Source organism: Dactylosporangium sp. NPDC051485 (assembly GCF_040682015.1).
In the GTDB taxonomy this organism is placed as follows: Bacteria; Actinomycetota; Actinomycetes; order Mycobacteriales; family Micromonosporaceae; genus Dactylosporangium.
In genome coordinates this window covers 1-14,392 of sequence record NZ_JBFAZW010000050.1, presented here as the reverse complement: position 1 = coordinate 14,392, position 14,392 = coordinate 1, and the positions used below count along the sequence as shown (strand labels likewise).

The 14,392-nt window shown below is 71.4% G+C and carries 14 protein-coding genes; 5 read left to right on the top strand and 9 right to left on the bottom strand.

Annotation, left to right across the window (positions count from 1 at the left end):
• Window positions 1-106 precede the first annotated feature (106 nt).
• The gene (locus AB0M46_RS26515; protein WP_363340072.1) at window positions 107-733 is read left to right on the top strand and encodes a class I SAM-dependent methyltransferase; all 627 of its coding nucleotides are present in this window, start codon (window positions 107-109) and stop codon (window positions 731-733) included.
• A 23-nt stretch (window positions 734-756) separates the two neighbouring features.
• On the opposite strand, the gene AB0M46_RS26510 is transcribed toward AB0M46_RS26515, so the two are convergent.
• Complete coding sequence (locus tag AB0M46_RS26510) at window positions 757-1,182, bottom strand: hypothetical protein (RefSeq protein ID WP_363340070.1); 426 nt, start codon at window positions 1,180-1,182, stop codon at window positions 757-759.
• Between the two features lie 70 nt (window positions 1,183-1,252).
• A complete protein-coding gene (locus AB0M46_RS26505; protein ID WP_363340068.1) occupies window positions 1,253-2,605 on the bottom strand; it encodes a GH1 family beta-glucosidase in 1,353 nt (450 codons plus the stop codon).
• Window positions 2,606-2,730: 125 nt separating this feature from the next.
• Here AB0M46_RS26505 and AB0M46_RS26500 point away from each other — a divergent pair, with 125 nt between their 5' ends.
• Window positions 2,731-3,504, top strand: coding sequence for an aldo/keto reductase (locus AB0M46_RS26500; RefSeq protein ID WP_363340065.1), 774 nt, complete (start codon window positions 2,731-2,733; stop codon window positions 3,502-3,504).
• Here AB0M46_RS26500 and AB0M46_RS26495 read toward each other — a convergent pair.
• Window positions 3,491-3,955: a hypothetical protein gene (locus AB0M46_RS26495; RefSeq protein WP_363340063.1), complete on the bottom strand. Its 465-nt coding sequence runs from the start codon at window positions 3,953-3,955 to the stop codon at window positions 3,491-3,493. The two genes, AB0M46_RS26500 and AB0M46_RS26495, sit on opposite strands and share 14 nt — an antisense overlap.
• A gap of 84 nt (window positions 3,956-4,039) precedes the next feature.
• On the opposite strand from AB0M46_RS26495, the gene AB0M46_RS26490 reads away from it, so the two are divergent.
• On the top strand, window positions 4,040-5,608 hold the full coding sequence (locus AB0M46_RS26490) for a methyl-accepting chemotaxis protein (protein WP_363340061.1): 1,569 nt from the start codon (window positions 4,040-4,042) through the stop codon (window positions 5,606-5,608).
• A gap of 47 nt (window positions 5,609-5,655) precedes the next feature.
• Here AB0M46_RS26490 and AB0M46_RS26485 read toward each other — a convergent pair whose 3' ends face one another.
• From AB0M46_RS26485 to AB0M46_RS26460, 6 genes are all read right to left on the bottom strand, one after another.
• Window positions 5,656-6,234: an SMI1/KNR4 family protein gene (locus AB0M46_RS26485; RefSeq protein ID WP_363340059.1), complete on the bottom strand. Its 579-nt coding sequence runs from the start codon at window positions 6,232-6,234 to the stop codon at window positions 5,656-5,658.
• Between the two features lie 109 nt (window positions 6,235-6,343).
• Window positions 6,344-7,084: an ABC transporter permease gene (locus tag AB0M46_RS26480; RefSeq protein WP_363340057.1), complete on the bottom strand. Its 741-nt coding sequence runs from the start codon at window positions 7,082-7,084 to the stop codon at window positions 6,344-6,346.
• A 4-nt stretch (window positions 7,085-7,088) separates the two neighbouring features.
• Window positions 7,089-7,952: an ABC transporter ATP-binding protein gene (locus AB0M46_RS26475; protein WP_363340055.1), complete on the bottom strand. Its 864-nt coding sequence runs from the start codon at window positions 7,950-7,952 to the stop codon at window positions 7,089-7,091.
• Between the two features lies 1 nt (window position 7,953).
• Window positions 7,954-8,256 carry a transcriptional regulator gene (locus AB0M46_RS26470; protein WP_363340053.1) on the bottom strand — a complete coding sequence of 101 codons (303 nt, stop codon included), beginning with the start codon at window positions 8,254-8,256 and terminating at the stop codon, window positions 7,954-7,956.
• A complete protein-coding gene (locus AB0M46_RS26465; protein ID WP_363340051.1) occupies window positions 8,253-8,888 on the bottom strand; it encodes a transporter in 636 nt (211 codons plus the stop codon). Before AB0M46_RS26465 ends, AB0M46_RS26470 begins: the two co-directional genes overlap by 4 nt.
• 290 nt (window positions 8,889-9,178) lie before the next feature.
• A complete protein-coding gene (locus tag AB0M46_RS26460) occupies window positions 9,179-12,352 on the bottom strand; it encodes an efflux RND transporter permease subunit (RefSeq protein ID WP_363340049.1) in 3,174 nt (1,057 codons plus the stop codon).
• 98 nt (window positions 12,353-12,450) lie between these two features.
• Here AB0M46_RS26460 and AB0M46_RS26455 point away from each other — a divergent pair, with 98 nt between their 5' ends.
• Together AB0M46_RS26455 and AB0M46_RS26450 are read left to right on the top strand one after the other, a co-directional pair.
• A complete protein-coding gene (locus AB0M46_RS26455) occupies window positions 12,451-12,957 on the top strand; it encodes a MarR family transcriptional regulator (RefSeq protein WP_363340047.1) in 507 nt (168 codons plus the stop codon).
• An 87-nt stretch (window positions 12,958-13,044) separates the two neighbouring features.
• Complete coding sequence (locus AB0M46_RS26450) at window positions 13,045-14,340, top strand: cellulase family glycosylhydrolase (RefSeq protein ID WP_363340045.1); 1,296 nt, start codon at window positions 13,045-13,047, stop codon at window positions 14,338-14,340.
• Window positions 14,341-14,392 lie beyond the last annotated feature (52 nt).

Below are 14,392 nucleotides of genomic sequence, written 5' to 3'. Positions count from 1 at the left end.
GAGGCGGCGCGGCACGGACATCGGCCGATGCAGGAATTGGCCGGAAGATGAAAACTGTGCGGCTTCGCGGGAGGCGCCGGGTGAACGCCGCGGATAGTGTCACGGCATGGATCGATGGGTGGCCTGGCATGAGGCGTATGACGTGGCGGGGTCGGCGCTCGGGATGCGGCTGTCCCTGGTGGCCGGTCACATCCGGCGGGCCGTCGAGGCGCTCCCCCCGGGAGAGGTACGGCTGGTCAGCCTCTGCGCCGGGCAGGGGCACGACGTGGTCCGGGCGCTGGCCGGACATCCGCGGCGGGGTGACGTGCGCGGCGGGCTGGTCGAGCTGAACCCCACGAATGCCGGGATCGCCCGGGAGCGGGTCGCGGGGGCGGGGCTCGACGGGCTGCGCGTGGTCGAGGCGGACGCCGGGGACACCGGCAGCTTCGTCGAGTTCGTGCCGGCCGACGTCGTGCTCGTCTGCGGGGTGTTCGGCAACATCGGCGACGAGGACATCCGGCGCACCGTGCTGGCGCTGCCCGAGCTGGCCGCGCCGGGCGGGACCGTCGTCTGGACCCGGCATCGGCGGGAGCCCGATGTCCCGGAGCGGATCCGCGGGTGGTTCGCCGAGGGTGGGTTCCGGGAGGTGGCGTTCGACGCTCCCCCGGAGCTCGGGATCGGGGTGGGCGTACACCAGCTGGTGGGGGCGCCCCGGCCGCTCACCACTCGGCGGTTGTTCAGCTTCAAGCAGTGAAGCGCCACCGGGACGACAACATGTCAGGGCTTGTGCGGGCAGCGGTGGACGGGCCGGCGGGGGATCCGGGCCGGCCGGCGGATGGAGACCAGGCGGGACGGGCGGACCGCCGGCTGCTTGGCCGACGCCGGGGCCATCGAGGAGCCCGTGGCGGCGGCCACCGCGGCGAAGTGTGACGAGAGGGCGGCGTGCAGCAGGGTCGGCGACGGCGGCTGCGGCGCGGCCGTCAACGGGTTGGCCCGGCGGTTCAGCGGCTGGTAGGTCCGCTGCTGGGGGATGAACCTCGGGGCGGCGGGCAGCGCGCGGCGCTCCGGGAGCCCGGGCGGCACGGTGGGAGTGGCCGCCTCCGGCTCCTGGTCCTGCTCGGGGCGGGTCACGATGAAGGCGACCACCGCGGCCACCACGACCGGGACCAGGTAGAGGAGGGCTTCCGCGTATTGCTCGGTCACGACGACGAACTCCCAACGGCTGCGCACGACTGACCTGCGCAACGCTACGGATTCCGCCGCACTCACCGTGTCATCCGGTCGGGTCGCCCTGCAAGTCCGGGCGGGGTGCAGCTGCGGTGCAAAGCTCCCGGTACCACTCGAAGGAGCGGCGCGGGGTGCGCTGCTGGGTGTCGAAGTCGACGTGGACGAGGCCGAAGCGCTGCTCGTAGCCCTCGGCCCACTCGAAGTTGTCCAGCAGCGACCACGTGCAGTAGCCGTGCACCTCCACGCCGGCGTCCATCGCGGCGCGGACCGCCTGCAGGTCGCCGGCGATGTAGTCGATGCGGAACTGGTCGTCCAGGCCGGGGTAGGAGCAGCCGCTCTCGGTGATCCAGATCGGGGGCAGGCGGTCCGCGTAGCGCTCCTTGAGGGCAACCAGCTGCGCGCGCAGGCCGTCGGGGATCACCGGCCAGCCGAAGGCGGTCTTGGGGTACCCCTCGATGTCCAGGCGGACGAAGGGCAGCGGGTCGCCCTCGGGCGGGGCCGCGATCAGGCTCGGGTTGTAGTAGTTCACGCCCAGGGCCTGGATCGGCTGGGAGATGACCTCCAGGTCGCCCTCCATGACGATCGAGTCGACGTCGGCACTGGTCAGAAACTCGTAGCCGGGCGGGTACTCGCCGAGCAGGATCGGGTCGGTGAACAGGTGGTTCTGCACCATGTCGTACATCGCGGCGGCCAGCTGGTCCTCGTCCGACTCCGACTTCGGCCACACCGGGGAGTAGTTGTTGGCCAGCGTCACCGGGGCGCCCGACGCGCGGCGCAGCGCCGAGACGCCGAGGCCATGGGCCAGGAGCAGGTGGTGTACCACGGGCAGCTGGTCGTTGAGCATGGTCAGGCCGGGGGCGTGCACACCCTGGACGTGACCCAGCGCGAAGTGGATGTACGGCTCGTTCAGGGTGATCCACAGCTTGACCCGGTCGCCCAGGCGCTCGGCGACCAGCTCCGCGTATTCGCCGAACCGCATCGCGGTGTCGCGGTTGGCCCAGCCGCCCTCGTCCTGCAGGGCCTGCGGCAGGTCCCAGTGGAACAGGGTGACCAGCGGGTCGATGCCGCGGGCGGCCAGGCCGTCAACCAGGCGGTCGTAGAAGTCCAGGCCGGCCGGGTTGGCCGGGCCGCTGCCGGTGGGCTGGATGCGGGGCCACGCGATGGAGAACCGGTAGGCGCCGGCGCCCAGCCGGGCCATCAGGTCCAGGTCGGACTCCCAGCGGTGGTAGTGGTCGCAGGCCACGTCGCCGGTGTCGCCGCCCCGGGTGCGGCCCGGCGTGTGGGCGAAGGTGTCCCAGATGGATGGCCCGCGGCCGCCCTCGGCGACGGCGCCCTCGATCTGGTACGCGGCGGTGGACACGCCGAAGCGGAAGCCCGGCGGGAACTGGAGGTCCGGCATGAACGCACGCTACCGCCTCGGGGCAACATCGGGCACCGCGAGGCGCGTAGGCTCGTGACGTACGAGTGCCGGGTCTTGTTTTTCATCCACAGTGGACCGCGGAGGCTTTCGGGCACTATTGGGGCATGGCACTTGAGATTCCAGCCGTCGAGCTGGCGCCGGGCGTGAGCCTGCCGACCATCGGGTTCGGCACGTGGCAGATCACGGGCCGGTCGGCCTACGAGTCGACCCGGGCCGCGCTGGACGCCGGCTACCGGCACATCGACACGGCCACCATGTATGGCAACGAGGAGGAGATCGGCCGGGCGCTGCGCGACAGCGGGCTGGACCGCTCCGAGGTCTTCATCACCACCAAACTGCCGCCGTCGCACGCGGGGCGGGAGCGCCAGACGCTCGAGGCCAGCCTGAAGGCGCTCGGCGTGGACTTCGTCGACCTGTGGCTCATCCACTGGCCGCCGGCCCGCGGCAAGTCGCTGCCGACCTGGATCGCCCTGCTCGAGCAGCGCGACGCCGGGCGGATTCGCAGCGCCGGGGTGAGCAACTACGACACCCAGCTCGTCGACGAGCTGGTCCGCGAGACGGGCGAGACGCCGGTCGTCAACCAGGTCGCCTGGAGCCCGGCCGAGCACGACCCGAAGTTCCTGGCCGACATGCGGGACCGGCGGGTGGTCGTGGAGGGCTACAGCTCACTGAAGAACACTCCCCTGGACGACCCGCGACTGCTCGCGATCGCGTCCTCGCACGGGGTGACGGTGCCCCAGGTCGTACTGCGCTGGCAGCTGCATCACGACATCGTCATCATCCCGAAGTCGACGCGTCCCGAGCGGATGCGGGAGAACCTCTCGGTGCTCGGCTTCTCGCTGTCGGACGACGAGATCGAGACCGTCAACTCCGTCTGACCGACCGGTCGATCCGGGCCCGCCAGCCCCGCTCCCGGGGCTTGCGGCGCAGCCGGGCCAGCGCGGCCACCGCGCCGGCGGTGAGCTCCTCGAAGTCGAACTCCGTGCGGTGCGTACCCTTCTGGATCACGAACGCGAGGCCGGCCGAGTTGCTCACCGCCCAGCCCCGGCGGGTGCCGACGCGGTGGGCGGCGTTGGCGCCGTAGGCGGTGACGAGCTGGATGTCGAACGGGTACCGCACCTCGCCGCCCTCCCGGGTCACCACGATCCGGGCCTGGGCGAGCTTGTCGTCCCGGTTGAACAGCGCCTTCCACCACTTGGTCCGCGGCGCCTCGACGACCACCTCGACCCCGTGCCCGTGCTCGCCCGGATCGCGCGCCTCGGCCACCCGCCGGACCAGGTCGACGACCCGGTCCGGCCTCGATCGGCGGAACGACACCCACTTCTCCACGGCGACATCCTTGCGCACCGTTTTCCTCATCCGTGGCGCCCACCGGCCGTTTGGATTGCCAGAAGCGTCCGAACGGAGCAATTCATGCGCCGCTGGCTGGGTTCCCGCCGCGTGTCCACCAAGATCCTTATCGTCGCCGCCGTCGCCATCGCCGGCACCGCCGCCACCGGCATCCTCGCGCTGGCCGGCATCGCCGACCTGAACAGCACGCGCGACACCGAGGTCGGCAGAGCGGTGCCGTACATCGCGGCGCTGAACCGGGCGGCCCTGGCCGCCAGGGCGGCGGCCAACGATGAGCGCGGTTACCTGGTCGGCGGCGACACACGGTTCCGCGACGAGGCGCTGGGCCGGCAGGCGGCCGTGAGCGCGGCGATGCAGGATGCGGCGAAGACCGCCGGCGCGGCCGAAAAGGCCAGCCTCGCCAAGATCCAATCCGGGGTGGACGCCTGGTTCGACGCGCTCAGGGCCGAGTTCGCGACATACCCGACGGACAAAGCCAAGGCCACCGCCGACGCGTTCGGGACCAACCGCGACCTGCGCAAGGCGTACGAGGACCTGATCGACGCCGAGATCACCCGGGCCGACAAGGCACTGGTGGCCGGGCAGTCGTTCGACGACACGGTGTACTCGACGCGGCTGACCGTGATCGTGCTGCTGTGCGCGGCGATGGTGCTGGCCGTGGCGCTGTCGCTGTACATCGGGCGGATGATCGTGCAGCCGCTCGGCCGGGTGTCCCGGGTCCTGCGGGCGGTGGCCGACGGGGACCTCACCCAGGACGCCGGCGTGGACCGGGGCGACGAGGTCGGGCAGATGGCCGGGGCGCTGCGGCAGGCGACCTCGCAATTGCGCGGCACCGTCGCCACGCTCGCCGAGCACGCGACGGTCCTCGCCGCCGCGTCGGAGGAGCTGGCGTTGACCAGCAGGCAGAGCGCGGCCGGAGCGGAGGCGGGCGCCCACCAGGCCGGCGCGGTGGCCGGGCTGGCCGAGCAGATGTCCACCACGATCGCCACGGTGGCGGCGGGGGCGACCGAGATGGGCGCCTCGATCCGGGAGATCTCGCAGAGCGCCGCCCAGGCCGTCACGGTCGCCGGCCGGGCGGTCGAGGTGGCCGGCCGCGGCGGCACGGTCATGGGCCAGCTCGGCGAGTCCTCCGCCGAGATCGGCAACGTGATCAAGCTGATCACATCGATCGCCGAGCAGACCAACCTCCTCGCGCTCAACGCCACCATCGAGGCGGCCCGGGCCGGGGACGCGGGCAAGGGCTTCGCCGTGGTGGCCAACGAGGTCAAGGAGCTCGCGCAGGAGACCGCACGGGCCACCGACGACATCGGGCGGCGGGTGGCCGCCATCCAGTCCGACACCTCCGAGGCGGTCGCCGCGATCGAGGAGATCGGCGAGATCATCGAGCGGATCAACGAGTACCAGACGACGATCGCCTCGGCCGTCGAGGAGCAGTCGGCCACCACCGAGGAGATGAGCCGCAGCGTGGAGGAGGTCTCGGCCGCCGGGCGCCAGGTGGCCGAGACGATCGGGTCGGTCGCCTCGTCGGTGCAGCTCACGACGACGGGCATCGGCGAGGCGAACCGGGCGGCCGGCAGCCTGGCCGAGCTGTCCGGTTCGCTCCGGTCGATCGTGCAGACGTTCCGGTACTGACCACTCGGCGACGGTCGCGCTCCGCGGCAACGCCGGAGACTTCCACCTCAGCCGAACTCCCGCGCCCACACCTCCAGCCACGACAGGAAGTCGAGCGGGGTCGCGCCCCGGGTCGCCGAGTAGAGCTCCCGGGTCTCCGGCACGTCGACCTCGCCGGTGCGCCACACCCACCCGGCCTGCTCGCCGGTGACCACGAGCACCGAGAAGTCGTTGCCGCCGTGGTTGGCGATGGTCAGGCAGCCGTCCGGGTCGCCGCTCTTCTGCAGCGCGGTCAGGCGCTCGTCGTCCAGGACGCCCTCCCCCTCGGGGAGCTCGGCGATGGCCGCGAGCATCGCGGACGTTTCGGCGTCGCCGTACCGGAACGGCCGGGCCGGATCGCCCTCGCCGTTGTCGGCCTCGAGCGCCACGTCCTCGAGTCCGTAGAGCCAGGGCTCGTCGTCCGTCCAGATCCCGTCGGCCACCTCGAGCACGAACGTGCGGTACGACTCGGGCAGCCGGGCCCCGACCCGCTGCTCGAACGCGGCCACCGCCGCCTCCGTCGCCGGGGGACGAAGCTCGAGATCCTCGCACTCGCGTAAGGCGGAGCGCACGCGGGACACTGCGCGGCCGATCGGGTTGGTGGACATGGACTCGCCCCCAGGGTCGGTCGTGTGGCTTCGGCCGATGGCTTTCGCCCGGTGGCACGGAAGATATGCGAGCCGCGCCACCGTCGGTCCACGATCCGACCCGGGAGCGCTAGCGGAAGCGGGCGCCCTCGTCGCGGCGGAAGGCCCAGGCGGCGACCGCGGCCATGGCCACGGTCCAGGCGGCCAGGGCGACCATCGACGTCGCGGAGACGTGGAAGTCGCCGACCGAGGCCCAGATGAGCTCGACCGCGCCGCGAGTCGGCAGGTACGGGGCGATGGTCTCCACGAACCCGGGGGCCTGGTTCGGCGCCGACAGCAGGCCGCCGCCGAAGGCCAGCGGGAAGAAGATGATCTGGGCCACCGCCAGGGCCGCCTTCATCGGGAGGGCGTAACCGATGGCCAGGCCCATGAAGGTGAACGGCAGGGCGCCCAGGATCACGGCGCCGACCGCCAGCAGCAGGCCCGTCCACGTCGCGGTGGCGGCGGTGAAGAAGGCGCCGATCAGGACCACGGGCAGCAGGGACAGGGTCGTGAAGGCCAGGCCGGACAGGATGCGGCCGGCGAAGGAGGCGCCGGGGCCGGCCGGGAGGGTCCGGGTATACGGGTCCCAGGGCTGGGCCCGGTCCTCGGACACGCCCACACCATAGGTGAACAGCGAGCTCGTCATCACCGCGAACATGACCATCGACGCGGTGGCGAAGGTGGCGGCGGTCGCGTTGTCGCCGGCGAAGGGGACCACGAAGAAGAGCATCGACGCGGCCGGGAAGAAGGCGCCGCCGACCACCGCAATGGGGATGCGGATGGTCTCCAGGATGCGGAAGCGGGCGTGGGTCAGGGCCAGGCTGGACACGGGGTCACCTTCCGGTCAGGGTCAGGAAGGCCTCTTCCAGCGTGGTGGGCTGGACCTGCAGGCCATGGAACGGTACGCCGGAGTTGACCAGGTCGCGCACGAGCTGGTCGGCATCCGGGGTGAGCAGGGAGGTGCGGCCGTCGGCGCGCTCGACGCCGACCACCCCCGGCAGGTCGGGCAGGTCCGCCGTGCCGGCCAGGCTGACACGGTGGATGCCGACCATGGCGCGGATCGCGTCAACGGTGTCGTCGGCGAGGATGCGGCCCTGGCCGATGACCACCACGCGGTCGGCGAGCGCCTCGATCTCCTCCAGGTAGTGGCTGGTGAGCACGACCGTGCCGCCGTCGTCGGCGAAGGAGCGGATGGCGTCCCACAGGGCGCGGCGGGCCTGGACGTCCAGCCCCGTCGTGGGCTCGTCCAGGAAGACCAGGCGCGGTCGGCCCACGAAGGCCAGCGCCACGGCGAGGCGGCGCTTCTGGCCGCCGGACAGGCCCCCGGTCTGCCGGCGAGCCACCTCCGTCAGGCCGAAGCGGGTGAGGGTCTCCTCGTGCGGTACCGCATCCGGAAAATGCCTGGCGACGAACTCCAGGCACTCGCGGACGCGCAGGGTGGACGGCAGGCCGGTCTCCTGCGGCGTGACGCCGATCTGGCGGCGGCTGGCCGGGTCGCGGGGGTCGCCGCCGAAGAGCTCCACGGTGCCGGAGGTCGGGCGGCGCAGCCCCACGAGCAGGTTGAGCAGCGTCGACTTGCCGGCGCCGTTGGGGCCCAGCAGGCCGAGCACCCCGCCGGGCGGGATGTCCAGCGAGACTTGGTCCAGGGCCACGGTGTCGCCGTAGCGGCGGGTCACGGCCACGGTGCGGGCGAGCATGTCACGACTCCTTCGGGGGGTCGAGCAGGGCACGGAGTTGGGCGGTGTAGTCGTCGAAGGCGACCCGGCCGCGGTTGGTGAGGCCGGCCGAGGTGGTCGGGGTGCGGCCGCGGAAGGACTTGACGACCTCGACGTAGCCGGCCTGCTCGAGCTTGGTGAGGTGGACCGACAAATTGCCGGCGGTCATGTCGAGCAGTTGCTGGAGCTTGGGGAACGTCATGCGGTCGCCGGGGCCGAGGCTCGACAGGGCGGCCATGATGCGCAGGCGGGCCTGGGCGTGGATCACGGGATCGAGGTCGCTCATCGGCGGGCGCGCACTTGCAGGAGCAGGCCGAGCAGGATCAGGCCGCCGCCACCGCCGAGCGAGATGAGCAGCGAGTGCCAGCCGGGCCCCGCGGCCACGCCGGCGATGTTGATGACGGTGAGCCACGCGCCGAAGATGAACATGTCGCGGGACATCCAGACGGCGGCGCCGGCCATGTACATGGTGGCGACGAGCCCCACGGAGACGCAGGCCCACAGCAGGCCGCGCTCATTCTCCGGCAGCAGCCTCGCGAAGTGGTTCGTCGTGGTGCCGACGCCGGCGTAGGCGAAGAACCAGGCGAACCCGTAGGCGGTGCCCTGCCACGAGGAGCGCCCGGCCAGGCCCCGGCCGCGCACGGCGGAGACGCCCACGGTGGCCATCATGGCCAGGGCCATCAGGGCGAACAGGCTCGCCAGCGGCAGCCAGTCGGGGAGATCGACGAAGACCCTTCCATTCGGACCGTACCGCAGGAACAGCAGCCCGAAGCCGATGAGCCACGCCCCGCCCCACGGCACGTAGTAGAGCAGCGGGTTGAGCTGGAGGGTGCGGGCCGCGGCGGCGCGCTCTTTGCGGATCAGCTCCAGTGACTCGGCGGCCGAGGCCGGAGGGGCATCGTCATCGACGGGCGTCATGCAAACTACTTTACGCGGCAAACCTGTTTACGCAACCCGCCCCGAGAGCGCGCGGAGGCGCGGAGGCGCGGAGGCGCGGAGGCGCGGAGGCGCGGAGGCGCGGAGGCGCGGAGGCGCGGAGGCGCGGAGGCGCGGAGGCGCGGAGGCGCGGCAAGCCCCGCGCGGTGGTGAGACCCGACAGCGGCCCACGAGCAAGGCCGGCCGCCCCAGGACCCGACGGCGGCCCACGAAAAGGGCCGGCCGCCCCCAGGACAGGAGCGGCCGGCCGTCAGTTGGTGCGGTAGGAGTGACTACGCGGTAGGCGCAGGCTCCAGCGGGTCGACGCGGTGCCGCCCGTCCGCCTCCCCGCCCGGCACCTCGTGCGCCGTCACCGGCGAGGCGTGCTTGCCCTCGCGGCGCTGGCGGCGACGCTCCTTCGTCGACTCGACCATCGTGTAGAGGGTCGGGACGAGCACGAGCGTGAGCAGGGTCGAGGAGATGAGGCCGCCGATCACCACGACGGCGAGCGGCTGGGAGATGAAGCCACCCTCGCCGGTCAGGCCGATCGCCATGGGCAGCAGGGCGCAGATCGTCGCCACCGCCGTCATGAGGATCGGGCGGAGGCGGCGCCGGCCGCCCTCGACCACGGCCTCGCGGACCGGCATGCCGGACTCGCGGTACTGGTTGATGAGGTCCATCAGCACGATCGCGTTGGTGACCACGATGCCGATGAGCATGAGCACGCCGATCATGGCGGGCAGGCCCAGCGGGGTGCCGGTGGTCAGCAGCAGGATGATCGCGCCGGTGGCCGCGAACGGGATCGAGACCAGCAGGATCAGCGGCTGGGCCACGCTCTTGAAGGTCGCCACCATGATGATGAAGACGATCGCGATGGCGGCCAGCATGGCCAGGCCGAGCTGGCCGAAGGTCTCTGCCTGCTGCTGGCTGACGCCGCCCAGGGAGACCGTCGCGCCGGACGGCAGCTGCAGGGCGTCGAGCTTCTTCTTCAGGTCGGTGGAGACGGCGCCGAGGTTGTCGCCGGTCGCGCGGCCGGTCACCGTGGCGCTGCGGTTGCCGTTGATGCGCGTGATGGCGACCGGACCGGTGTCCTGCTTGACGTCGGCGACCTGGTCCAGGCGCACGAAGGGCGGGGTGCCCGCCACCGGGATCTGCAGCGCCTTGAGCTGGTCCAGCGAGGCCGGGGCCGGGCCGGAGCGCAGCACCAGGTCGCGCTGGGAGCCGTCGACGGTGAGCTGGGTGAGGGTCTGGCCGCGGTAGGCCGCGGAGACGATCCCGCCGATCGCCGCGTCCGACAGGCCGTACTTCGCCGCCACGTCCCGCTTGACGTGCACGTCGACGCGCGGGTTGCTGGACGCGAGGTTGCTCTCCACGTCGGCGATGCCGGACAGGCCCTTCATGGCCTCCTCGACCTGGCCGGAGGCCTTGGCGAGGTCGCCGGGGTTGGGGGCCTTGACGATGACCTGGAGCTGGTCGGCGGCGCCGCCGCCACCGCCGCCCGCGGTGACCTTGACCTTGCCGACGCTGTCGCCGGCCGCGGCGATCTGCGTGCGCAGGTCGTCGACGGCCTTCTCGACGTCGGTGCCCTCCTTCGCGGTGACCGAGAAGTTGGCCGTGTTGCCCGACTGCGCGCCGGCGAAGCCGAAGCCGGCCGAGGCGCCGATGGTGGCCTGGTACGCCTCGATGTCACCGCGCTTGGCGAGGATGTCCTCGATCTTCTTGGCCGCGGCGTCGGTGGTGGCGAGGCTGGAGCCGAGCGGCAGCTCCTGGGAGATGGAGAACTCGGTCTGGCCGGAGCCGTCGATGAAGTTGGTCTTGAGGGCGCTGGCGAGGCCCATGGTCACGATGAAGACCACGATGCTGGCCGCGACCGTGGCCCAGCGGGTCCCGCGGCTGCGGGTCACCCAGCTCACGATCGGCACGTAGGTGCGCTGCAGCGCGCTGCGGCGCTCCTTCTCCAGGGCCTTGGCCTCGACCGCCTCGCGCTCCTCGGCGGCCAGCGCCTTCGGGCGGCGCAGGAACCAGTAGGCCAGGACCGGCACCACGGTGAGCGAGACGAACAGCGAGGCGATCAGCGCGACCGCGATGGTGATGGCGAAGGGCCGGAAGAGCTCGCCGGCCAGGCCGCCGACCAGGCCGATCGGCAGGAACACGGCGACCGTGGTCAGGGTCGAGGCGACGACCGCGCCGGTGACCTCGCGCACGCCGGTGAGAATGGCGTGGACCTTTTCTTCGCCGTACTCCAGGTGCCGTTTGATGTTCTCCAGCACCACGATCGAGTCGTCCACGACCCGCCCGACGGCGATGGTGAGCGCGCCGAGGGTGAGCAGGTTAAGCGAGTAGTCGCCGACCCACAGCCCGATCAGCGCGACGACCACGGACAGCGGGATCGACACCGCGGTGACCAGGGTGGAGCGCAGCGAGAACAGGAAGACCAGGATCACGATCACGGCGAAGAGCAGGCCGAGCGCGCCCTCGGTGGAGAGGCTCTTGATGGACTTCTCGACGAACGGCGCCTGGTCGAAGACCGTCGTGAGCTTCGTGTCGCCGCCGAGCTGCTTCTGCAGGTCGTCGAGCTTGTCGCGGACCGCGTGGCTGATCTTCACGGCGTTGCCGTCGGGCGACGCGGTGACCGAGATGCCGAGGCTGGGCTTGCCGTTGGTGCGGGTGATCGCGGTGGCCTCGACCGTCTTGAGCTCGACGGTGGCGACGTCACCGAGCTTGGCCGTCGGGGTGACGTTGAGGCCCTTGAGCTCGTCGAGGGTGGCGAGGGTGCCGCCGACCTGGACCGACAGCGACTTGTCGCCCTCGGTCAGGGTGCCGGCCGGGAAGGACACGCCGTTGGCCTTGAGCGCGGCGGTCAGCGTCTGCCCGTTGACCCCGGCCGGGAATGCCTTCTGCGGGTCGAGCGTGATGAGGACATTCTGCTTCTCGGCGCCGGTCACCTCGACCTGGCGCACGCCCTCGATGCCCTGCAGCGCCGGCACCACGATCTGGTTGAGCTGCTGGGCGAAGGCGATCTGGTCGCCGGACTTGGACGCGGCGAGCACCACGGCCGGCAGGTCGTCGGTGGAACCGGCGATGACCTGCGGGTCGACGGTCGACGGCAGCTGCGACTTGATGCGCGTGATGGCCGTGTTCATCTTGTTGGTGATGTCGTCGATCGAGGAGCCGTACTCGAACGAGACCTGCACCGTCGCCACGCCCTCACGGCTGGTCGACGTGATGTCCTTCAGCGCGGGCACGCCCTGCAGCGCGCCCTCGATCGGCTTGGTCACCTGCTCCTCGACGATGTCCGGCGACACGCCCGGGTAGGGCGCGACCACGAAGGCGGCCGGAAAGTCGATCGAGGGGATGAGCTGTTGCTTCAGTGAAGGGATGGCAATGGCGCCGAAGCCCAGGACGACGATCGCGATGATCGCGACCAGCCCCCGGTTCGCCAAACTGAGCCGGGCGAGGAACGACATGTCTGGAGTCTTCTTCCGGTCGGCTAAGACAGACGTTAGTTCGTGCGATGCTAACCGTTTGTCTAGCGCGAAATTTGTCCAGGGGGTAAAACATTGCTGTGAAGACCCACAGGGAAGCGCTCCTGCACCGCGTCACGATGGCCGAGGAGCGGATGCGCGTCCTGCTCGCCTACGACCGAGCCAATCCCCTGTTCTCAGTAAACCTCACGATGCAGCAGCTCAAGGTGCTATTGCTGCTGTCTCGTCACGACGGGATCCCCTCCCAGGAGCTGACCCGGCACCTCGGCGTGACCCTGGCCACACTGTCGGGCATCGTCGATCGGTTGGTGGCGCAGGGTTACGTGACGCGCACGGAGGACGCCCACGACCGGCGCATCCGGCGCATCCACCTCTCCCCCACCGGCTGGGAGACGCTGAACGAGATCACCGACGGCGGCACCCGCGCGTCCCGGCGCCTGCTCAGCCGCCTCGACGACGAAACCCTCGACATGTTGGGCACCGTGCTGGAGCGCATCGCCGAGGCGGCCTCCGCCGAGGCCACCGAGCAGGATATGCAGATGCCTCAGGGCGCGCCCGACGCTCGCCATCCCGTGCCGTTGCCGTGATCCACCGGCCCGCCTTGCGCGGGCGAACGCCCAGTTTCACCCGGTAAGCCGGATATGCGGCCCCGGCGCCGGGTAGCCGCCACCGCCATGCGGAGCGTGCTGGTCCTTGCCATGCTCGCGGCGGCCGTCCTGCTGCTGCCCGAGCCCGCCCCCGCTGCGCCCCCGGGGCCGTCCGCCGCCGCGGACCACGCCATCCGGGTGCGCGACGGGCGGCTGGTCGAGGCCAACGGCAGCGACCTCGTGCTGCGCGGCGTCAACCACGACTTCATCTGGTACCCGGACAAGAACGGCTCGTTCGCCGCCATCAAGGCGGCCGGGGCCAACGCCGTGCGGGTGCCGCTGGGCATCGGCCACATGTTCCGCAAGACGAAGCCGGAGGAGGTCAGCACGATCGTCGCGCTGTGCCGGCAGAACCGGCTGGTCTGCATCCTCGACGCCCACGACACCTCCGGCTGGGGCCAGGACAAGCACGCCACCACCATCGCCGACGCGGTGCGCTTCTGGATCGGGCTGAAGGCGCAGCTGGCCGGCCAGGAGGACCACATCATCATCAACGTCGCCAACGAGCCCTTCGGCGTCGGCGCGGACTGGCCGTGGGTGCAGCAGACCAGCGACGCGGTGCGGGCCCTGCGCGCGGCCGGCTTCAAGCACACGCTGCTGGTCGACGCCCCCGGGTGGGGCCAGGACGAGGCGTTCCTCATGCGCGACAACGCGCCGAAGGTCGAGGCGGCCGACCCGACCGGCAACACCGTCTTCGACGTCCACATGTACGGCGAGTTCAACAACGCCGCCAAGGTCAACTCGTACCTGACCGCGTTCGGCCGCAACCGGCTGCCGATCATCATCGGCGAGTTCTCCGGCCAGCACGAGTGGGGCAACCCCGACGAGGACGCCATCATGGCCTACGCCGAGGCCCACGACGTCGGCTACTTCGGCTGGTCGTGGAGCGGCAACGAGAAGGAGTTCAACTACCTCGACCTGGTCAACGACTTCGACCCGGCCAACCGCACGGCCTGGGGCCGCCGCCTGCTCACCGGGCCCAACGGCATCTCCACGGACACCCGGGAGGCCACGATCTATCGCAACGGTACGGCGGCCGCTCCCACCGCCCCGCGCGGCGCCCCGGCCCGGCTCGAGGTCACCGACGTGACCCCGCACAGCGTCCGGCTGGCCTGGAAGCGGGGCGGCAGCGGTACGACATATCAGGTCGTGGCGGTGAACGGAGCAACGGAGACCCTCATCCTGACGACCAACCGGCCCGAGGTGACCCTCACCGGGCTGCACGGCGCGAAGGAGTACACCTTCGCGGTCTATGCCCGCGGCCTGCTGGGCACCCGCTCGCCCCGCTCGGCCCCCGTCTACGCGGTGACCCCGCCGGGCTGACGGCGCCGGCGACTGCGCGCGGGGCCGCCGACCTTCACCTGGGCTTTGATGA

What these genes read in the sequence shown, in the direction of transcription:
- AB0M46_RS26515 (WP_363340072.1), top strand. Translation starts at nt 107, where the DNA reads ATGGATCGATGGGTGGCCTGGCATGAGGCGTATGACGTGGCGGGGTCG.
- AB0M46_RS26505 (WP_363340068.1), bottom strand. Translation starts at nt 2,605, where the DNA reads ATGCCGGACCTCCAGTTCCCGCCGGGCTTCCGCTTCGGCGTGTCCACC.
- AB0M46_RS26500 (WP_363340065.1), top strand. Translation starts at nt 2,731, where the DNA reads ATGGCACTTGAGATTCCAGCCGTCGAGCTGGCGCCGGGCGTGAGCCTG.
- AB0M46_RS26490 (WP_363340061.1), top strand. Translation starts at nt 4,040, where the DNA reads ATGCGCCGCTGGCTGGGTTCCCGCCGCGTGTCCACCAAGATCCTTATC.
- AB0M46_RS26485 (WP_363340059.1), bottom strand. Translation starts at nt 6,234, where the DNA reads ATGTCCACCAACCCGATCGGCCGCGCAGTGTCCCGCGTGCGCTCCGCC.
- AB0M46_RS26475 (WP_363340055.1), bottom strand. Translation starts at nt 7,952, where the DNA reads ATGCTCGCCCGCACCGTGGCCGTGACCCGCCGCTACGGCGACACCGTG.
- AB0M46_RS26470 (WP_363340053.1), bottom strand. Translation starts at nt 8,256, where the DNA reads ATGAGCGACCTCGATCCCGTGATCCACGCCCAGGCCCGCCTGCGCATC.
- AB0M46_RS26465 (WP_363340051.1), bottom strand. Translation starts at nt 8,888, where the DNA reads ATGACGCCCGTCGATGACGATGCCCCTCCGGCCTCGGCCGCCGAGTCA.
- AB0M46_RS26460 (WP_363340049.1), bottom strand. Translation starts at nt 12,352, where the DNA reads ATGTCGTTCCTCGCCCGGCTCAGTTTGGCGAACCGGGGGCTGGTCGCG.
- AB0M46_RS26450 (WP_363340045.1), top strand. Translation starts at nt 13,045, where the DNA reads ATGCGGAGCGTGCTGGTCCTTGCCATGCTCGCGGCGGCCGTCCTGCTG.